This is a genomic window from Amycolatopsis sp. M39 (genome assembly GCF_001651785.1).
In the GTDB taxonomy this organism is placed as follows: Bacteria; Actinomycetota; Actinomycetes; order Mycobacteriales; family Pseudonocardiaceae; genus Amycolatopsis; species Amycolatopsis rubida.
This window is the reverse complement of sequence record NZ_LWSF01000024.1, coordinates 148,782-167,993: the sequence shown is the minus strand read 5'-3', so window position 1 is coordinate 167,993 and position 19,212 is coordinate 148,782. Positions and strand designations below refer to the sequence as shown.

Here is a 19,212-nt window from a genome sequence, read left to right as displayed (position 1 = left end):
CCTGGCAGGATGGGCCGACGTGACCGCAGACCTCTCCCGGCGCGCCGTGCTGCGTCTGGGCGCACTGAGCGCCACTGTCGCCGCGGCTGTGCCGCTCGCCGCCTGCTCCGGCGGCTACGACGACGCCCCCGATCCACTGGCCCCGCTGCTGGCGGCGGCCGAGGCGGACGCCGCCGCGGCCAGGAAGCTGCCCGCCGGCGGCGACGCGGCCGGCCAGGTCGCCGACGCCCGAACCGCGCAGGCGACCGCGCTGAAGGCTGAAGTGGACCGGCTGAACCGGCCCAAGCAGGCGGCGGAGGTCCCGGCCGCGCCCGCCGGCCTCGCCGGGTTCAAGGACCGGCTCGCCGCCGCGCGCAAGCAGGCCGAGGACCTGGTGCCCGCGCTGCCGGCGTACCGGGCCGGGCTCGTCGCGTCGGTGGCCGCCGGGTGCGCCGGGCTGCAGCGGGTCGCGCCGGAACTCGGTCCGGGGGCCGACGCGAAGGCCGCCGCCGCGCCGTCGCCGGTGCCGACGGAAGCGGTGGATTCGCTGCAGAAAGCGCTGGCGGCCGAGCACGCGTCGCTGTGGGTGTACGGGCTNGTACGGGCTGGTGACGGCGTTCCTGCCGGGCGATTTCGGGGACGCGGTGAAGGCTGGGCGCGCCGAGCACACCGCGCGGCGCGATGCGGTGACGCAGATGATCACTTCGGCCTCGGCGACACCGGTTGCGCCGGAAGCTGCGTACGTGCCGCCTAAGCCGGTTACGGACACGGCTTCGGCTGCTGCGCTGGTGGCGAACGCGGAGGCGGATACGGCGGCGGCTTGGCTGGCCGTGCTTACGCATACCGACGATTCGGGGTTGCGCGGGATGGCGTTGCAGGCGTTGATCGCGGCGGCGCGGCGCGGGATGCCTTGGCGGCAGGAAGCCGGGCAGAAGCCAGCTGCGGTGGCGTTGCCTGGGCAGGCGGCTTAGGGACCTCGTGAGTGCGTATCGCGGTTCTCACCGGGATACGCGCTCACGAGGCCGCGAGCCCGCGCGGGCCGGACGAACCCGGCCCGCGCGTTCTCAGCGGAGCTTCCCGGACAGCTTCAGCGCGTTCTTCGCGATCCGGTTGAGCAGCTGCTTGTCATGGTGGCCGTAGTAGAAGTCGGTCAGCACGATGGTCACCTCGGGGCCGCTGGCCTTCGACTCGTACTCCGCCTCGTCGCCGCTCAGTTTCGGGGCGTCGGTGTCGTGGAAGGTGCCGTCGCGGACGAGGTCGCTCACGTTGCCGGTGCCGTCCCGGTCGGTGAGCTGTTTCAGCTCGGTCGCCTTCGCCGCGTCCGGCATCGTCACCAGCACGACCGACACCAGCGCCTTCGCGTCCCCGGACTGCACCGTGTACAGCGCCCGCGCCAAGGAGGTGCACTGGTTGTCCTGGAAGAACTTCTTGGCGCCCGAGTAGGCGTTGGCGGCGCAGTCGGTCGCTTTGACCGGGCCTTCGGCCAGTTTGTAGTCGAAGGCGGGCTTCGCCGTGGTCGCCGGGGATTCGGCGACCGGCTCGTCCGGCGTGCTGTCGTGCCGGATCAGGTACCAGACGAGCCCGGCCACGACGGCGATCGCCACGAGCCCGGCGCCGCGCAGCAGCAGGGCGCGGTTGCGCGACGGCCCGGGCGGCGGACCCGGCTGTCCGGGCACGGCCGGGATCGGGGCCGTGTCCGAGGGACCGGGGGTGAAGTGCGGATGGGACACGCGAACACCGTAGTTCACCGCCTCCGCGGGTTTCAGCCAGACGCCGCGCCCAAGGCGTCCAGAACGCGTTCGACGTCGTCAGGGCCGTTGTAGAGATGGAAACCGACCCGTACCCGCCCGTTGCGGACGCCCGCGACGATCCCGGCTTCGGCGATCCGCGCCGGATCGGCTTCCAGTGCCACGATCGCGCTCCCCCGCGGCTCCAGTCCGGCCGCGGTGCGCAGGGAATCGGCAAGACCGGCGTTGTGTTCGCGCACCGCGGCGAGGTCCAGTGACGCGAAGTAGTCGAACGCTTCCGCTGCGCCAACGTGCGACAGCCACACCGGCGAAAGGTCGAACGCGCGCGCGTTTCCGGCCAGGCGCAGTGGCATGCCGTATACCGAGGACCACGGATCGTCGCCGGCGTACCAGTTCGCGGCGACCGCGCGGGTCCGTTCCCGCGCCCGCGGATGCACCGCCAGCCAGGCGCAGCCGCGCGGCGAGAACAGCCATTTGTAGCCCGCGCAGACGATCCAGTCCGCCCATGCCACCTCCAGCGGCAGCCAGCCCGCGGCTTGCGTGACGTCGATCAGGACCGGCACGCCCGCGGCTTCGGAGGCGGCCCGCAGCGCGGCGGTGTCGAGGAGCGCGCCGTCGGCGGACTGCGCGAGGCTGACCGCGACGAGGTCGTGGCCTTCGACGTGCTGCGCCAGCTTGGCCAGCGGCGCTTCGGTGACGTTCGCCCGCTGCGCGAACGGGAACGTGACGCTGGTGAATTCGTTCTCGGCGACCAGAACGCGGGCGTCCGGGGCCAGCCCGGCGGCGACGTTCGCCGTCAGCTGCGACACCGACGCGCCGATCGCCACCCGCTCCGCCGGGACCCCGGCGAGCCGGGCGAATCCGCCGCGGGAGCGGGCTACCGTCTCGTCGAAGTCCGACGGGGTGTTCTTGCCGGTGCGCCACCGGCCGACCGCGGCTTCCACCGCTTCGGCGACCGGCGCCGGCGGGATCCCGATGCTGGGGGTGTTGAGGTATCCGGCGGGGACGGCGAAGTCGGTGTTTCCTCCGAAGATCATGTCGTCCAGGTTACGGGAGCAATGCCGTGACATCCCCGTACGAAGGCGGCTTCATCGGCAGCTCCGCCCCTTCCCGGACTGAGTCCACTGTGGATAAAGCGGCGGAAAGTGCCACGCGGTAAGGCGTCGAGCCGAGACTGACCCTCGCCACGCCCAACGAAGCCAATTCGGAGAAAGTGGTTTTCCCTGGCAGGTGCAGGAGGTTCACCGGCACTTCCACCGCTTCGGCCAGCTCCGCCACGTCCGCCGGCTCGTGCAGGCCGGGGACGAAGACGCAGTCCGCGCCGGCGTCGGCGTACGCGCGGGCCCGGGTGATGGCGTCCGCGACCGGGCCGGTGCCGAGCCAATGGGTGTCGGTGCGGGCGTTGAGGAACATGCCCGGGACGCGTTCGCGCACCTTGGCCAGCAGCGCGGTCTGGACGACGGCCGGGGCGAGGACGTCGGCTCGGCCGTCTTCCAGGTTGATCCCGGCGACTCCCGCATCGGCGAGTTCCGCGACGAGGTCAGCTACTGCCCCGGGGTCGGCGCTGAAGCCGTCGGCGAGGTCGACGCTGACCAGGATGTCCAGCGGTGCCAGCGATTTCGCCAGTGCGACGGTCGCGGCGCGGGACTCCGGGGCGCCGTCGGCGAGCCCGGCGGCGGCCGAGACGCCGAGGCTGGTCGTGCCGACTGCCGGATGGCCCGCGCCCGCGAGCGCGGCGGCGAAGCCGAACTCCCAGGCATTCGGCAGCAACAGCGGACGGCCCGGGACGTGCAGAGCGGCGAAGGAGGTCATGTCCGCCACGGTAGAACGGCCACGCTTCGGCGGCGGCCGAACTGTCGCCTCAGCCCCTCGGCTGAGGCGGCAGCTCAGCCTCCGGAACCGCCGGAGAACGCCGCGATCCGCGCCGCGCGCCGGCCCGCTACGGCCTTGCGCAGTGCGGGAAGCACCGGTCCGGCGAGCTTCTCCAGTTCCTTCAGCCGGTCGACGTGGTGACGTGCGTCCGAGCGGGACATCCCGGCTCCGGACGCCGCGGCCAGGGAGGCCAATGCCGCGGCCGAGGCGTCTACTTCGGACAGCGGGGCGGTCAGGGCGTGGTCGAGTCGCGCGTGTGCGTCGCGTACTCGCGTCGGATCGGAAGGGACCACAACCTTGCGGTGCAAGATCGAGCTGCTGCCTTCCTCCAGCAGCCCCGCCGCAGAGAGTTGCGTTTCCAGCGACTGCAGCGTGTCGTTCTTGCCCCGGCGCAGCAGCGCCCGCCAGGACGCCGGGCTGCGCGTGCGGAGGTCGGCGAGCAGATCGTCGAGCAGGAGGTCGCCGGTCGGGGCGGCGCCGGTCGGTTCGGCGTGGCCGCGCTGGTCGCGGAGGTTGCCGCGCAGCACCAGGTCGGTCACCGCGGCCGCGCGGACCAGCAGGGCCGCTCGGGGGCGGCGGGAGACCGGGCCGCCGTCGGGGTCGCAGGCGAGGAAATACGCTCGCGCGGGCAAGGAGTCGCTCATTGTTTCTTCACCTCTGGCCAGATTGTTTCCCAGGACTGCTTTCGCCCGGTGTACAGCCACATCAGCCCGGGCACCACTTCAGTCACCGAAGAGAAGTACGGGCGCAGCAAAGCCGGATCGAAGCCCGCGAAAAGCACGTTGCGCGCGGAGTCCGGCGGCCGGTCGAAGTACCAGTATCCTCGGTGTCCACTGTAGACAGTGTTGATCCCGTACCGCGGTCCGTAGTATTCCACGGCCGCGGCGAACGGGTAGATTTCCCCGTATACGGCGGTTTCCCGGCGCACCGGATCGGGCAGCGACTGATACGTCCGCCCGACCCCGTCCGCCAGCCGCTGTTGTGCGGTCTCCCCGGCCGCGAACACGGTGCCGAGCGGAAAAGGCCCGAACGACGCGGCTTTCATCGACGCGGGCCACACCGGCAGCCCGGCAATGGTGACCGCGGCCGAAAGCACGAACGCGATTCCGGCCGGGATCTTCCACCACCGCGGCAGACGCCGTCGCGAAAGCTCCGTCGCGGCGACGGCGAACGGCAGCGAATACAGGCTCAGCAAATAGTACGAGCGGCCGTGCGTCCCGATGATCACCGCCACGACCAGCAGCAACGCCACCGCGAGGTACCGGTAGGGCACCAGGTCCGGCGAACGGAACAGCCGCCACATTCCGTAGAGCAGGGCCAGCACGCCGATTCCCATTCCCGCACCGAGCAAACCGTCGCGGGCGAAAGCGAGGTAGCCGGGGAATTCGGCCGCGACGACTTCGCCCATCCGGGTGTAAGCCCAGCCGTGCGTGGCTTGCCAGAGGAACGTCGGCAGGGTGGCCACGACGGCGATCAGCGCGCCCAGCCACAGTTTCGGCCGGGACGCCAGCTCGCGCGGACCGAAGACGAGCGCGGACACCAGCACCGCGCCCCACAGCGCGGGAATCAGGAACTTCGTCTGCAGCGACACCGCGGTGACCGCCCCGGCCCACACGAGCAGGCCGTCGCGCCGGGTCCGGGTCCAGCGCACGAGGAGGAACACCACGAGCGTCCAGAAGAACGGGTCCAGCGCGTAGGTGGCGACCCAGTGGCTGATGATCATCAGCCCGGAAGTCGCGTACGCCCCGGCCGCCATCGCCTGCGCTCCGCGGCCGCCGCCGAGTTCGCGGGCGGTCAGCGCGGTCACGATCGCCCCGGTGCCGGCCGCGAGCGCCATCGGCAGCCGCACCGCGACCAGCGAACCGGGGAACCACTGGTCGAGCGTGCCGGCCAGCAGCGGGACGAGCGGCGGCTGGTCGAAATACCCCCAGGCCAGGTGATCTCGACCGGCCACGAGGAAGTACAGCTCGTCGAAGCCGTGCGCGTACCGGGTGCTCGTCGCCACCAGCAGCGCGACGGCGGCCGCCGCGACCGCCAGCACCGGCAGCCGGGCGAACCGCGGGATTCCTTCGCTCGTCATGGCGTCGAGTCCACCGCGCCGGCCGGGTGCGGCGTAAGCGTGCCCGGTAGCGGTTCGGGGCGACGAAAGTGGATCGTTTCCGCCCGAGCCGCAACTTTCGGCGGTAGTCCGCCATCCGGGCGGCGCGGATCCGGCGCGGCCGGGCGGCGAGGCGGATACCGTGGCCGGGTGACCAGCACGAGCCGTCCCTGGCCGCGGTCGTCCGACTGGCTCTGGCTGGCCGGCACCGCGCTGGTGTTCGCCTGCCTCGACTTCGGGCTTTTCCTCGCCGCCGGGCCCGCCACCGGCTTCCTCGGGCCGTACGCGACGCTCGTGCTCGAACTCGTCTGCGACGCGTCCCTGCTGCTCCTGGCGCGCTTCCCGAACGGCGTGGCCGGCCTGCTGATCGTGGCCTCGCTGGCGATGCTGGCGTCCGACCTGTTCTCCCCCGGCCTGCTCGTGCCCGTCGACCAGCCCACGCTGATGACCGTCCCCACGATCACCCCGGTCGTGCTCGCCCAATCGGTCCGGCAGGTGGACCGGCGGCGGCTGCTGTGGATCGCCGGAGTCCTGGCGCTGCTGGCGACGCGACCGTGGAATCCGGCCTGGAACACGACGCCGTTCGGGCTGCTGAGCACCGCGCTGCCGGTGGCGGTCGCGCTGTATTTCGAGGCTCGGCGGCAGCTGCTGAGTTCGTTGCGCGACCGGGCCGAGCGCGCGGAACGCGAGCAGCATCTGCTCGCCGAACAGGCGCTGGCGGCCGAGCGCCGACGATTGGCGAGCGAGATGCACGACGTCGTCACGCACCGGCTGAGCCTGATGGTGCTGCACGCGGGCGCGCTCGGCGTGACCTCTCCGGATCCGTCCGTGAAATCGGCCGCCGAGGACATCCGCCGCGAGGGTGCGCATGCCCTGGACGAGTTGCGCGACCTGGTCGGCGTGCTGCGCGACGGCACCGGGGCCGAACCGCCGGTGCCGAATCCGCCGCTGCCCGGCGAAGTGGCGGACCTGGTCGCCGAATCGGTGGCGGTCGGGATCGCGACCGAGCTTTCCGTGACCGGTGACCGGACGTCGGTGTCGCCGACCGTCGCGCGCACCGCGTACCGGGTGGTGCAGGAGGCGCTGACCAACATCCGCAAGCACGCGCCGGGCTGCTCGGCGACAGTTTCGCTGCGTTATCACCCGGGCGGGCTGGACGTGGCCGTCGCCAACACCCGCGGGACCCGGCCGCCGGACGCGGCGCTCGCGGGAAGCGGCTCCGGTGCGGGGCTGAGCGGGCTGCGCCAGCGGGTCGAACTCGTCGGCGGCACCTTCGAAGCGGGTGCGGTGCCCGGCGGCGGGTTCAAGATCGGTGCGATACTGCCCGCCTACGTCCCGACCACGGAAGGTGCTGCCCGGTGATCACGGTCGTGGTGGCCGACGACGAGCCGATGGTGTGCGCACATCTGCGCACGATCCTCGGTTCGGCCGGCGACATCGAGGTAGTCGCGCAGGCGCGGGACGGCGCGGAGGCGGTCGAGGAAGTCGTCCGGCACCGGCCCTCGGTGGTGCTGATGGACCTGCGGATGCCCGGGGTAGACGGGCTCGCCGCGATCGAACGGATCTGCGCCCTGCCGGAACCGCCCGCCGTCGTGGCGTTGACGACGTTCGACGCGGACACCTACGTCATCCGCGCGCTCCGTGCGGGCGCGGCCGGTTTCCTGGTGAAGTCGACGCCGCCGGAGGACCTGATCGGCCTCGTCCGGGTCGCGGCGGACGGGCACACCGTGCTGTCGCCGTCGGCTGCGCGCCGGTTGGTCGCGCTGTCCTCGGACGGCCACCGGCGCGAGGACGAAGCCCGCCGCCGGACCGCCGGGTTGACGGAGCGGGAGCGGGATGTGCTGGCGTGTCTGGGCGAAGGACTGTCCAATGCGGACATCGCCGTCCGGTTGCATCTGGCGGAGGCGACGGTGAAGAGCTACGTGTCGCGGATGCTGGTGAAGCTCGGCTGCACGAACCGGACGCAGGCCGGGCTGCTCGCGCACGAAGCCGGTCTTGTCGGCCGCTAGCCCGGCATCAGCACTCACGACCCCCCGCGCTTCGCCCGCAGATCACTTCAGCAGCGAACCCAGCCGCTGCGCCGAGGCCACCACCAACCGGCCCAGCTCGTCCGGGTCCGGCACCTCGAACAACGACAGCCCGATGCTCGTGCCCGGCGCGTCCCGGCCGGTCGGCACCACCGCGGAGATCCCGGTGATCCCCGGCGCGATCTCCCCGACTGACACCGCGTAACCCCGGCTCCGGGCGCGAGCGATCTCCTCGCGTTCGCCTTCCACCGGCGGCTCCGCCGACAGCAGCGCGAGCCCGGCCGAGCCGCGTCCGATCGGGTCCAGCTGGCCGCTGCGGAACGACACGTGCATCCGCGCCTGCCGCGGTTCCACGATCATCAGCATCCGCACCTGCTCGGCGTTCTCGCGGACCACCAGGTGCGCCGACGCTCGCCCGGCGTCCGAAAGCTCCTCCAGCACCGGGCGCGCGAGCGTGCGCAGGTCCTGTTCCACCGGCTCGGCCAGGCGCACCAGACCGGTGCCGAGCGAGATCCGCTTGAACCGGTCGCGCCGGCAGAGGTGATGCGCCTCCAGCGTGCGCACCAGCCGGTGCGCGACCGTGCGGTGCACGCCGATCCCCTCGGCGATCTCGGTCAGCGTGAGCCCCTGCGGGTGCTCCACCAGCAGCTCCAGCACCTGAAGCCCGTGGCTCAGCGTCTTCGACGTCCCCGATTCGGACACACGACTCCCTTGACGACAGCTTGTCCGGCGACCTACTGTTCCTACATATCGCACGGTGCGTGCGAATATAGCACGTTTGCCGTAACAGGCAACTCCCCGCGGATCGAGGTTCGGACATGAGCGAGGTACCCGTCGAGGACGTGCTGGCGGTGCATCAGCTCTACGGCCGCCAGAGCCACGCCATCGACTCCGGGCAGGCCGCGCGCTGGGCCGGCACGTTCACCCCGGACGGGGAGTTCGTCTCGCCCAGCTACCCGGAGCCCGCCGCGGGCACCGCCGCGCTGACCGCGTTCGCCGAGCGGTTCCACACCGGGTGCGCCGAGTCCGGCGAACGGCTGCGGCACGTGGTGTCCACAGTGGAAGTCCGGTCAGGACAGTCCGGGGACGCCTTGCGAGCGCTGGCCTATCTGCAGATCGTCGGGACGCCGGAAGGCGGCTCCCCGCGACTGCACCGGCTCACCGTGCTGGACGACGAACTCGTGCGCACCACCGGCGGCTGGCGCGTGCGCCGCCGCACCGTGCATCGCGAGCCCTGACCGCTCACTAGACCCCACCACCCACCCACCGTCACCCGAGGAGCCCCCTTGCCCGCCCCGCTGCCCCCTCTCGCCCCCACCGGTCCAGGCCGGGTGCTGCACCAGCCCGCGACCGCGCGCTATCCGGAGATGCCGGGCAAGGTCGCCGTGGTCACCGGCGCGGCCCGCGGCATGGGCGCGCGGTTCGCCGCCGGTCTCGCCACCCGCGGGGTGCACGTCGTGGGCGGCGATCTCGACGCCGCCGCGATGACCGCCACCGCCGACGAACTCGCCGTCGCGCTGGCCGCCGAGTCCGTTGAGGACAAGCCGGGCCGGATCGTCGCGTCCGCCTTGGACGTCACCCGCGCCGAGGACCACGTCGCGCTCGCCCAGCGCGCGATCGACGAGTTCGGCCGCATCGACTTCTGGGTCAACAACGCCGGGATCTTCCCCTACGCCGAGGTTCCCGACATCACCCCGGAGCAGATCCGGTCGACGCTTTCGGTGAACGTCGAGGGTGTGCTGTTCGGCGCGCAGGCCGCGGCCGCGCGGATGGAACCGGGCAGCGCGATCGTCAACATGGCGTCGGTGTCCGCGGTCCGCGTGCGCAAGGGCCGCGCGGCGTACTGCAGCTCGAAGGCCGCGGTCGCGCACCTGACCGAATCGCTCGCGGTGGAACTCGGCGACCAGGGCATCCGGGTCAACGCCATCGCCCCGGGCTACATCGACACCGAGATGACCCGCTGGATCCAGGACGACGCACCCGCGCTGGCGAAGGCGCTCGACGCGGTGCCGCTGCACCGGATCGGCTCGCCGGAAGAGGTGTGCAGCGTGCTGCTGTTCCTGCTTTCGGACAGCTCGCGGTACGTGACCGGGCACAGCCTCGCGGTCGACGGCGGCTCCCGGCATGTCTGACGCCACCGAAACCGTGCGCTACCCGGATGTCGTGCTCGTAACGGGCGCGGCGAACGGGATGGGCGCGGAACACGCCCGCGCGCTCGGCGAACGCGGTGTGCACGTCTGCGTCGCGGATTTCGCCGGTGCGGACGAAATCGCGGACGAGATCCGCGCGGCCGGCGGTGCGGCGACTCCGTACACCATGGACGTTGTCGAGCCGGCACAATGGACTCGCGTGCTCGACCGGATCCGCGCCGAACACGGTTCGCTCGGCGGGCTCGTGAACAACGCCGGGATCTCGCGGCGGCTGGAATTCCAGGACACCACCGCGGAAGTCTGGGACCGCGTGCTCGCGGTGAACCTGTCCGGGCCGTTCCACGGGATGCGCGCGGCCGCGCCGCTGATGCGCGATTCGGGCGGCGGTTCGATCGTGAACATCTCCTCGATCTCCGGCCAGATCGGCTACTTCTCCCCCGCCTACTCGGCGAGCAAATGGGGCTTGACCGGACTGTCGAAGTCCGCCGCGGGCAATTTCGCGAAGTGGCGGATCCGGGTCAACTCCGTCCACCCCGGACTGGTCGGCACCGGGCTGCTGGCCGGCGCGGACGCGTTCGTCAAGTCCGCTGTGGACAGTGTGCCTGCCGGAAGGATGGCCGACCCCAGGGAAATCACCGACACGGTGCTGTTCCTGCTCTCGGACCGGTCCACCTACTTGACCGGAAGCGAGGTCACGGTGGACGGCGGTCTCGTCTCCAACGGTCTCTACCATCGCATTCTCGCCGAAACCGGAGGTGATCTGGGATGAGCGTCGACATGGGCGTCGTGGTGATCGGCGGTGGCGGCGCGGGACTGGCCGCGGCGGTGTCCGCGGCCGAGCACGGTGCCTCGGTGATGCTGTTCGAGTCGGAAAAGGAACTCGGCGGCTCGACCCAGCTGTCCGCGGGCATGCTGACCGCGGCAGGCACGAGCGTGCAGCGCGAACTGGGCATCGAGGACACGCCGGAGCGGTTTTTCCAGCACTACCTCGACCTCAACCAGTGGCAGCTGAAACCCGGGCTGCTCAAGACGTTCTGCCATGCGGCCGGTCCCGCGGTCGAATGGCTGATCGGGCTCGGCGCGGAAATCCCGGCGAAGGTGTCGCACGACGCGCACACCCCGGGCCTGACCCGCGCGGGAGTCGAGGACGTCTGGCGCGGGCACGTGCCGAAGGACCAGGGTTACGGCCTCGTCCAGGTGCTCGACCGCGCGCGTCGCAAGGCCGGTGCCGAAGCGGTGCTGAACACCCGGGTCGAACGGCTGCTCGTGGAGGACGGCCGGGTCGCCGGCGTGGTCGCCGACGGCATCGAGGTCCGCGCGAACTCGGTGATCGTGACCAGCGGCGGGTTCGCGCAGGACCCCGCCTCGCGCTCGCGGTATTACCCGGACGCGGACGCGGCGGGCGAGGATCTGTTCGTCGTCGCCGCGCCCGGCTCCCGAGGCGACCACTTCGCGTTCGGCGAGCAGGTGTCCGCGTCGATCACCGGCGAAGGCTGGGGGCTGCTGCTGCCGACCGCGTATTTCCAGCGCCTGCACCACTGGCAGTCCGGTTTTCCGCCGCGCTCGCGCGTGCTGGTGAACGCGCACGGCCGCCGGTTCATGGACGAGGACGCCTCCTACGCGGTGTCCAGCGGCATCATCTCGGCGCAGGACGGTCCGGTGTGGATGGTCTTCGACGACCGAGCGCGTCGCGACCTCCCCCCGGGCTACGCGCACTGGAACGCCGACCACGTACTGTCCGAAGCGGACGCCGGCCGCACTCTTCGTGCTGCCACGCTGGAAGAACTGGCAGGCAAGATGCACGTTCCCGCCGCCGCCCTCCAGGCCACTGTGGACAGATGGAACTCCCAGCTCCCCACCGGCGAAGACCCGGAGTTCCTGCGGCACGAAACGCTGTCCGCCAAGGGCGCGTCCGAGCCGCCCGCGAAAATCGCCACCGGACCGTTCTTCGCCGCGCGCACGCTGCCCGCCGAACTGGTCTGCACGCACGCCGGGCTGGAGATCGACTCCGGCGCCGCTGTGCTGGACGTCCGCGGCGACCGCGTGCCCGGGCTGTTCGCCGCCGGCGAGGCCGGGGCCGGAGTGCTCGGCTTCCGCTACGTCGGCGGCGGCAACGCGGTCGCCAACGCCGTCACCATGGGCCGCATCGCCGGCCGCTCCGCCGCTGCCTGACCCTCCGACTCGCTGATCCGGGCAACCCGGCCCGGCAGGTAACCGTTACCGCGAAGCCGTCAGGCCGTGGCCGGATCAGCAACGATCGGCACAGTACTGCTCACCGTCGAGGAGAACCCCATGTCCGTCCCCGCCGCAGCCGCCGCCACGGCGGACTCCCCGCTGGCCAGACGAACCGTCCGCAAGGTCGGCGTCCGGGTCATGCCGATCGTCCTGCTGCTCTACATCTTCAACTACATGGACCGGGCCAACATCGGCTACGCCCAGCTCGGCATGGCCAAAGAGCTCACCATCACGGCCGCGACCTTCGGCGTCGCGTCGGCGATCTTCTTCCTCGCCTACGTGGTGTTCGAGGTTCCCAGCAACATGATCATGAAGAAGGTCGGGGCCCGGCTGTGGCTCAGCCGGATCGCGGTCAGCTGGGGCATCGTGACCGTGCTGACCGGGTTCGTCGCGAGCGTGACGCACCTGATCATCGCGCGGATCCTGCTCGGCATCGCCGAAGCGGGCCTGTTCCCCGGGCTGCTGCTGTACCTGACCTTCTGGTTCCGCGGCAAAGAACGCGGCAGGGCCATCGCGACGCTCGCGCTCGCGCAGCCGATCGCGCTGATCCTCGGCAGCCTGTTCGGCGGCTGGATCCTCGACCACGTGCACTGGTTCGGGATGAGCAGCTGGCAGTGGGTGTTCATCCTGCAGGGCGCGCCCGCCGTGCTGATCGGCCTGCTGACCTTCTTCTGCCTGCCGAACAAGCCCGCCGACGCGAAGTTCCTGACCGCCGCGGAAAGCTCCTGGCTGCAGGCCGAGATCGACCGCGAATACGTGCCGGAGGAGAAGGAGACGTTCCTCGGCCAGCTGCGCGCGGTGCGCGAGGGCAAGGTCATGCTGCTGGCGATTTCCAACCTCTTCATCGCCTGCGGCCTGTACGGGCTCACGTTCTTCCTGCCGCTGATCGTGAAGCAGCTCGACCCGAAGTACTCCTCGACCAACATCGGCCTGCTCGGCGCGATCCCGTACGTCGTCGGCGCGGTCGGCATGCTCCTGCTGGCCCGCAACTCCGACCGCACCGGCGAGCGCAAGGGCCACGTGATCGGCACCGTGCTGGTCGCGGCGATCGGGTTCTTCGGCGCGATCCAGTTCAAGACCGTGCCGACGTGGTCGCTGATCAGCCTCTCGCTGGCGGCGATCGGCGTGCTCGGCTACCTCGCGCCGTACTGGGCGATGGCCGCGCGCGTGCTGTCGAAGGAGCACACGGCGGTCGGCCTGGCCGCGATCAACTCGATCGCCGCGCTCGGCGGGTTCTTCGGGCCGTACGCGATCGGGCTCGCGGCGAGCGAGAGCGACGTGACGATCGGGCTGTACTTCCCGATCGGCTGCCTGGTCGTCGCGGCGGTGATGCTGGCGTTCCTGAAAGTGCCGCGCGACGCGGGCGCCCGCCTGTCTCGTCCGGTGAAGTAGTTTCGAGTTTGATTATCCCGGCGGCGCGGGTACCGTGCTGTCCATGCAGGACCCCGCCGCGCCGCCGGACCCGGACTCGCTCGACTTCTGGTCGTTCATCGCGCTGGCCAACCGCAGGCTGGCCGGCGAATTCGGGTTCCGCCACCAGCTGGCGACCGAGGTGCTGCTGACGCTGAACCGGGCGTCGAACCTGGTCACCTACGACCTCGAGGCCGCCGTGCACCGGCCGCGCGGGCGGTCGTGGTCGGCGTTCCGGGTGCTGTTCGTGGTGTGGCTGGCCGGGCCGCTCGAACCGTCGGCGGCCGCGCGGCTCGCCGGGATGAGCCGGGCGGCGGTGTCGAATCTGGCGAAAACCCTGGTCAGCGAGGGTTTGCTGACCAGGACACCGGGCGAGACAGACGGCCGTTCGGTGCGGCTGTCGCTCACCGAGGCCGGGCACGCCGAGATGCTCCAGGTGTTCGAGGCGCAGAACGAACGCGAGGCCGGGTGGGTCGAGGTGCTCACCGAGGCCGAGCAGCGCGTGCTGGTGCTGCTGCTCGACAAGCTCATCTCCGGCCGGGCGGGCTTCGCGACCCGCCGTTGACCCTTCCGCTGTTCTGACTGGTGGACTACGCTGGCCAGAAAGTAGTACATACTTTAATTACTTCGCGCCGAGGAGGCGACCCATGGCCTACTACCGCAGCGCGGGCAGCATCCCGCCTAAGCGGCACACCCAGCACCGCACGCCCGAAGGCGGGCTCTATTCCGAGGAGCTGATGGGCGAGGAGGGCTTCTCGTCGGACTCGTCGCTGCTGTATCACCGCGGCATCCCGTCCGCGATCGTCGACGCGACGCCGTGGGAACTGCCGGACCAGACGCTCACCGAGAACCGGCCGCTGAAGCCGCTGCACCTCAAGCTGCACACACTCTTCCCGGGCGAGGAATGGAAGAGCGCGGACGTCGTGACCAACCGGCGGCTCGTGCTCGGCAACGGCGACGTGCGGATCTCCTACGTCGCCGCCGGCGAGGCTTCTCCGTTGTACCGCAACGCGATCGGCGACGAATGCGTGTACGTCGAGTCCGGCGAAGCGGTCGTCGAGACGGTGTTCGGCGCGCTGCCCGCCCGCACCGGCGACTACGTGCTCCTCCCCCGCGCCACCACGCACCGCTGGGTGCCGAAGGGCACGGAACCGTTGCGCGCCTATGTGATCGAGGCGAACTCGCACATCGCGCCGCCGAAGCGCTACCTGTCGCGCTACGGCCAGTTGCTGGAGCACGCGCCCTATTGCGAGCGCGACCTGCACGGCCCGGCCGAACCGCTGCTCGCCGAAGGCACCGACGTCGAGGTCCTGGTGAAGCACCGAGGCTCGCGCGGCGTCGTCGGCACGCGCTATGTGTACCCGACGCATCCGTTCGACGTGGTCGGCTGGGACGGCTGCCTCTACCCGTACACGTTCAACGTCTCCGACTTCGAACCCATCACCGGCCGCGTGCACCAGCCGCCGCCCGTGCACCAGGTGTTCGAGGGCAACAACTTCGTCATCTGCAACTTCGTCCCGCGCAAGGTCGACTACCACCCGCTCTCGATCCCGGTGCCGTACTACCACTCCAATGTGGACTCCGACGAGGTGATGTTCTACTGCGGCGGGAACTACGAGGCGCGCAAGGGATCCGGCATCGGCCAGGGTTCGATCAGCCTGCACCCCGGCGGCCACAGCCACGGCCCGCAGCCGGGCGCGGTGGAACGCTCGCTCGGCGCGGAGTTCTTCGACGAGCTGGCGGTCATGGTCGACACGTTCCGCCCGCTGGAGATCGGCGAGGGCGGCCACGCGAGCGACGACCCCGGTTACGCCTGGACCTGGGCAGGACGGGGACCGCAGTCGTGACCGACGCCTTGACCCGTGGTCTGCTGGACGACGCCGCGGTCTTCCCGCCCGGCCTCGCGCCGCTGCCGGACGCCGTCGCCGCCCACGACCGGCACACCGCTTCGCCGTACGCCGCGATGGTCGGCCCGCTGGTTGTCGCCGCGTCCGGTTTGGCGGAGCTGGCCGAGGTCGTCGCTGGCCGCGAAGCCCCGTTGCCGCTCACCGTCACGTTGCCTGCCGGGCCGAGCGGGATCGCCGACGTGCGCAAGGCGGCCGACGGGCTGCCGGTGTCGATCGAATCGCTGGAAATCGCGGTGCCGCAGGAAATGGGCGTCGCCGATTTCCTGTCCGCAGTGGACGGTTGCCCGGTCCCGGTCGCCGTGGAGATCCCGCGCGACGAACGCCGGGTTCCGTTGCTGCGGGCGCTTTCCGGCACCCCGCACAAGGCGAAGTTCCGCACCGGCGGCACGTCGGCCGAGTACTACCCGGACGAAGCCGAACTCGCCGCCGCGATCCGCGCGACCGGCGAGGCGGGCGTCCCGTTCAAGGCGACCGCGGGCCTGCACCACGCGATCCGCAACACCGACCCGCACACGGGTTTCGAACAGCACGGATTCCTGAACCTCTTGCTCGCCGCCGAGGCAGTCGACCGCGGTGCCGAGGACGAGGAAGTCGTCGCGCTGCTTGCCGAACGCGACGGTGCCGCGGTCGCCGGCCGGATCCGCGCGCTGGCCCCGGAACGCCTGGCCGCGGCCCGTGCCGAGTTCACCTCGTTCGGGACCTGCAGCATCACCGACCCGCTCACCGAACTGACAGACCTAGGCCTGATCGGAGCCCCCGCATGACCGTGCTCGACATTCCCGCCGGCTCCCTCTTCGGCGTCGAAAACCTGCCCTACGGCGTCTTCTCGGCAGGCGAGAGCGGTCCCCGGGTGGGCGTGCGCGTGGGCGAGCACGTGCTGGACCTGTCGATCGCACTCGGCGACGCAGTGTTCGCCGAGCCGACGCTGAACGCCTTCATGGCGCAGGGTTACGACCGCTGGGTCGAGGTCCGCACGCGGCTGCAGACGCTGGTGACCGGCGAGGTGCCCGCCGAAGCCGTGCACGCGGTCGCCGACGTCCAGCTGCACCTGCCCATCGACGTCGCCGATTACGTGGACTTCTACGCCTCGGAACACCACGCGTCGAACGTCGGCCGCCTGTTCCGTCCGGACGCGGAACCGTTGCTGCCCAACTGGAAACACCTCCCGGTCGGCTACCACGGCCGCTCCGGAACGGTCTACGTGTCCGGCACCGACGTGGTCCGCCCGAGCGGCCAGCGCAAGGGCGAGGACGGCCCGGTCTTCGGCCCGAGCACCCGCCTGGACATCGAGGCGGAGCTGGGCTTCGTCGTCGGCGCGGGCACCCCGCCCCACAGTCCGATCCCGCCGGACGACTTCCCTCGCCACGTGTTCGGCGCGGTCCTGCTGAACGACTGGTCGGCGCGCGACATCCAGGCCTGGGAGTACGTCCCGCTGGGCCCGAACCTGGGCAAGAGCTTCGCGACGTCGATCTCGCCGTGGGTGGTCCCGGTGCTGGCGCTGGCCGGGGCCCGGGTGCCGCTGCCCGGCCAGACCTCGCCGGAACCCCTGCCCTATCTGCGGGAATCGTCTCCGTGGGGCTTGGACATCACGCTGGCCGTGGAGTGGAACGGCCAGGAGGTGGCCCGCCCGCCGTACCGCGAGATGTACTGGTCTCCGGCCCAGATGCTGGCCCACCTGACCGTCAACGGAGCTTCCGCCCGCACCGGCGACCTCTACGGCTCCGGCACGATCTCCGGTGCGGAGCCAGCGGAACGGGGCTCGTTCCTGGAACTGTCCTGGGGCGGCCGGGACCCGCTGACCGTCAACGGCGAATCCCGCACCTTCCTCCAGGACGGGGACGAGGTCGCCATCACCGGCGCCGCCACCGCCAGCAGCGGCGCGAAACTGGGCTTCGGCGAGGTCCGGGGCCGCATCCTTCCCGCGCAGTAGCCCGGCCGAAGTACGTGAGGGGAACCCTGATTCCGTCAGGGTTCCCCTCACGTACTTCTTCGCGGCGCGCCGGCGCTTACTCCGCGATCGGCGCCCCGGTCTTCTCCCGCACCTCGGCAAGGGACACCCCGGGCGCAAGCTCCACCAGCTTCAACCCGTCCAGGGTCACATCGAGCACAGCCAAATTGGTGATGATCCGATTCACCACTCCGGCCCCGGTCAACGGCAGGGTGCACTTCTCGACGATCTTGGGCGTCCCGTCCTTGGCAGTGTGATCCGTGATGATCACCACCCGGCGAGCCCCGGCGACGAGATCCATCGCGCCGCCCATCCCCTTGACCAACGCACCGGGCACCGTCCAGTTGGCCAGATCCCCGTTCGCGCCGACCTGCAACGCCCCGAGCAACGCCACGTCGATGTGCCCGCCGCGGATCATCGCGAACGACTCCGCGGAATCGAACAAACTGGCCCCGGGCCGCAACGTCACCGTCTGCTTGCCCGCGTTCACCAGGTCCGGGTCTTCCTCGCCTTCCCACGGAAACGGCCCCAGCCCGAGAATCCCGTTCTCGCTGTGCAAGGTCACCTGCACACCGTCGGGAATGTGGTTCGCCACCTGGGTCGGAATCCCGATCCCGAGGTTCACGTAATCGCCGTCCCGCAGCTCGCGAGCCCCGATCGTGGCCATATCGTCCCGGCTCCAGCTCACGCCGACGCCTCCTCACGCACGCGCACAGTCCGCTTTTCGATCTGCTTCTCCCGGGCGGCGGCCTGGATCAGCCGCTGCACGTAAATTCCCGGCGTGGTGATCCGCTCCGGATCGAGATACTCGTCCGAAACCTGCTCGGCCTCGGCGACGGTCACCTTGCCGCAGGTCGCGACGAGCGGGTTGAAGTTCCGCGAGGCGTACCGGTAGATCAGGTTCCCGGCCGGGTCCGCGACATACGCGTGCACCAGGGAAAGATCCGCGACGATCCCGCGCTCCTGCACGTAGGCGACCCCGTCGAACTCGGCGTGCGGCTTGCCCTCGGCGATCGGCGTACCGACCCCGGACTTGGTGTAGAACGCCGGGATCCCCGCGCCGCCCGCCCGCATCCGCTCGGCGAGCGTCCCCTGCGGGGTGAACTCGACCTCGACGGTCCCGTCCAGGTACTGCTGCGCGAACAGCTTGTTCTCGCCCACGTACGACGCGACGACCCGGCGCACCTGCCGGTTGTCGAGCAAGATGCCGAGCCCGGCCCCGTCGACTCCCATGTTGTTCGAGACGATCGTCAGATCGCGCACGCCCGAGTCCCGGACCGCCTCGATGAGGTCGTTCGGGTTCCCGGTGAGGCCGAAGCCCCCGACCGCGATGGTCAGCCCGTCCTCGAGCAGCCCGTCGAGGGCCTCCGCGGCGCTGCGGTACTTCGTCGGCACGGCATCCTCTCCACTTCGTTCGGTGAGTGGTCAGTACCCGCATTCCACCCAGCGCGGGGGAAACGGGTCAACCGACACGCCGGGATCCCCGGCAAACCTCTCGCGCACCGAACACCCGCGCCCGATGCGTCCACTGAGCGGACGTACCCTCGGTCCCGTGCCCTCCTCGCCTCCTGACCACGTCGTCGGACGGGTGTCCGCGGTCCTGCGCGCATTGTCCGCCTACCGCGACGGAGCGTCGACCTCGCAGCTGGCGCGCCAGTGCGGCCTGGCCCGGCCGACGGTCCACCGGCTGCTCGCGTCGCTGGCCGCCGAGGGCTACGTCGACCGTGACCGGCAAACCGGCCGCTGGTACCTGGGCCCGGAGCTGTACCTGCTGGGCGAAGCGGCCGCGCCGCGCTACGACGTGACGCACCAGGCGCGCGCGAGCGTCCACCGGCTGG

The 19,212-nt window shown here is 70.9% G+C and carries 20 protein-coding genes and 1 pseudogene; 13 read left to right on the top strand and 8 right to left on the bottom strand.

Translation table 11 applies throughout. The features are described from left to right. Positions 1 to 46 precede the first annotated feature (46 nt). A pseudogene (locus tag A4R44_RS35550) lies at positions 47 to 950 on the top strand (ferritin-like domain-containing protein). Positions 951 to 1,043: 93 nt separating this feature from the next. On the opposite strand, the gene A4R44_RS35545 reads toward A4R44_RS35550, so the two are convergent. From A4R44_RS35545 to A4R44_RS35525, 5 genes are all read right to left on the bottom strand, one after another. Then, a complete protein-coding gene (locus A4R44_RS35545; protein ID WP_093573850.1) occupies positions 1,044 to 1,709 on the bottom strand; it encodes a hypothetical protein in 666 nt (221 codons plus the stop codon). A 32-nt stretch (positions 1,710 to 1,741) separates the two neighbouring features. After that, positions 1,742 to 2,764: an aminotransferase class V-fold PLP-dependent enzyme gene (locus A4R44_RS35540; protein ID WP_067590708.1), complete on the bottom strand. Its 1,023-nt coding sequence runs from the start codon at positions 2,762 to 2,764 to the stop codon at positions 1,742 to 1,744. 10 nt (positions 2,765 to 2,774) lie between these two features. Beyond that, on the bottom strand, positions 2,775 to 3,539 hold the full coding sequence (locus tag A4R44_RS35535; protein WP_067590706.1) for an isocitrate lyase/phosphoenolpyruvate mutase family protein: 765 nt from the start codon (positions 3,537 to 3,539) through the stop codon (positions 2,775 to 2,777). A 74-nt stretch (positions 3,540 to 3,613) separates the two neighbouring features. Then, the gene (locus A4R44_RS35530) at positions 3,614 to 4,243 is read right to left on the bottom strand and encodes a GPP34 family phosphoprotein (RefSeq protein ID WP_067590701.1); all 630 of its coding nucleotides are present in this window, start codon (positions 4,241 to 4,243) and stop codon (positions 3,614 to 3,616) included. Next, a complete protein-coding gene (locus A4R44_RS35525; protein ID WP_067590698.1) occupies positions 4,240 to 5,679 on the bottom strand; it encodes a glycosyltransferase family 39 protein in 1,440 nt (479 codons plus the stop codon). The genes A4R44_RS35530 and A4R44_RS35525 overlap by 4 nt, the downstream gene beginning before the upstream one ends. Before the next feature lie 168 nt (positions 5,680 to 5,847). Between A4R44_RS35525 and A4R44_RS35520 the strand changes: the two genes are divergently transcribed. After that, positions 5,848 to 7,059 carry a sensor histidine kinase gene (locus tag A4R44_RS35520; RefSeq protein ID WP_067590695.1) on the top strand — a complete coding sequence of 404 codons (1,212 nt, stop codon included), beginning with the start codon at positions 5,848 to 5,850 and terminating at the stop codon, positions 7,057 to 7,059. Next, the gene (locus tag A4R44_RS35515) at positions 7,056 to 7,706 is read left to right on the top strand and encodes a response regulator transcription factor (protein ID WP_067590693.1); all 651 of its coding nucleotides are present in this window, start codon (positions 7,056 to 7,058) and stop codon (positions 7,704 to 7,706) included. The genes A4R44_RS35520 and A4R44_RS35515 overlap by 4 nt, the downstream gene beginning before the upstream one ends. A gap of 42 nt (positions 7,707 to 7,748) precedes the next feature. Here A4R44_RS35515 and A4R44_RS35510 read toward each other — a convergent pair whose 3' ends face one another. Further along, positions 7,749 to 8,426: an IclR family transcriptional regulator gene (locus A4R44_RS35510; RefSeq protein WP_067590685.1), complete on the bottom strand. Its 678-nt coding sequence runs from the start codon at positions 8,424 to 8,426 to the stop codon at positions 7,749 to 7,751. Between the two features lie 116 nt (positions 8,427 to 8,542). On the opposite strand from A4R44_RS35510, the gene A4R44_RS35505 reads away from it, so the two are divergent. The 9 genes from A4R44_RS35505 (at position 8,543) to fahA (ending at position 17,356) form a co-directional block, all read left to right on the top strand. Next, positions 8,543 to 8,962 (top strand): nuclear transport factor 2 family protein, encoded by a 420-nt coding sequence (locus A4R44_RS35505; RefSeq protein WP_067590679.1) that lies wholly within the window; start codon positions 8,543 to 8,545, stop codon positions 8,960 to 8,962. A gap of 60 nt (positions 8,963 to 9,022) precedes the next feature. After that, complete coding sequence (locus A4R44_RS35500) at positions 9,023 to 9,856, top strand: SDR family NAD(P)-dependent oxidoreductase (protein ID WP_067590910.1); 834 nt, start codon at positions 9,023 to 9,025, stop codon at positions 9,854 to 9,856. Then, positions 9,849 to 10,643, top strand: a complete 795-nt coding sequence (locus tag A4R44_RS35495) for an SDR family NAD(P)-dependent oxidoreductase (protein ID WP_067590672.1) — start codon at positions 9,849 to 9,851, stop codon at positions 10,641 to 10,643. Before A4R44_RS35500 ends, A4R44_RS35495 begins: the two co-directional genes overlap by 8 nt. Next, positions 10,640 to 12,046 (top strand): FAD-dependent oxidoreductase, encoded by a 1,407-nt coding sequence (locus tag A4R44_RS35490; protein ID WP_067590669.1) that lies wholly within the window; start codon positions 10,640 to 10,642, stop codon positions 12,044 to 12,046. The genes A4R44_RS35495 and A4R44_RS35490 overlap by 4 nt, the downstream gene beginning before the upstream one ends. Before the next feature lie 120 nt (positions 12,047 to 12,166). Further along, on the top strand, positions 12,167 to 13,501 hold the full coding sequence (locus tag A4R44_RS35485) for an MFS transporter (protein WP_067590666.1): 1,335 nt from the start codon (positions 12,167 to 12,169) through the stop codon (positions 13,499 to 13,501). Positions 13,502 to 13,544: 43 nt separating this feature from the next. Next, positions 13,545 to 14,084, top strand: coding sequence for a MarR family winged helix-turn-helix transcriptional regulator (locus tag A4R44_RS35480; RefSeq protein WP_067590663.1), 540 nt, complete (start codon positions 13,545 to 13,547; stop codon positions 14,082 to 14,084). An 82-nt stretch (positions 14,085 to 14,166) separates the two neighbouring features. Next, a complete protein-coding gene (locus tag A4R44_RS35475) occupies positions 14,167 to 15,366 on the top strand; it encodes a homogentisate 1,2-dioxygenase (RefSeq protein WP_067590660.1) in 1,200 nt (399 codons plus the stop codon). Further along, positions 15,333 to 16,190, top strand: a complete 858-nt coding sequence (locus tag A4R44_RS35470; protein WP_095213827.1) for a hypothetical protein — start codon at positions 15,333 to 15,335, stop codon at positions 16,188 to 16,190. The genes A4R44_RS35475 and A4R44_RS35470 overlap by 34 nt, the downstream gene beginning before the upstream one ends. After that, entirely contained in the window at positions 16,187 to 17,356 is a 1,170-nt protein-coding gene (gene fahA, locus A4R44_RS35465; protein WP_067590655.1) for a fumarylacetoacetase, read from the top strand. The genes A4R44_RS35470 and fahA overlap by 4 nt, the downstream gene beginning before the upstream one ends. A gap of 76 nt (positions 17,357 to 17,432) precedes the next feature. Here the strand turns inward: fahA and A4R44_RS35460 are convergent, their stop codons facing one another. Further along, the gene (locus tag A4R44_RS35460) at positions 17,433 to 18,062 is read right to left on the bottom strand and encodes a CoA transferase subunit B (protein ID WP_095213820.1); all 630 of its coding nucleotides are present in this window, start codon (positions 18,060 to 18,062) and stop codon (positions 17,433 to 17,435) included. Further along, positions 18,059 to 18,769: a CoA transferase subunit A gene (locus tag A4R44_RS35455; RefSeq protein ID WP_067590650.1), complete on the bottom strand. Its 711-nt coding sequence runs from the start codon at positions 18,767 to 18,769 to the stop codon at positions 18,059 to 18,061. Before A4R44_RS35455 ends, A4R44_RS35460 begins: the two co-directional genes overlap by 4 nt. 157 nt (positions 18,770 to 18,926) lie before the next feature. Here A4R44_RS35455 and A4R44_RS51155 point away from each other — a divergent pair. Continuing rightward, positions 18,927 to 19,212, top strand: a 286-nt coding sequence (locus tag A4R44_RS51155) for a helix-turn-helix domain-containing protein (protein ID WP_232791921.1), incomplete at its 3' end; no start/stop codon positions are given.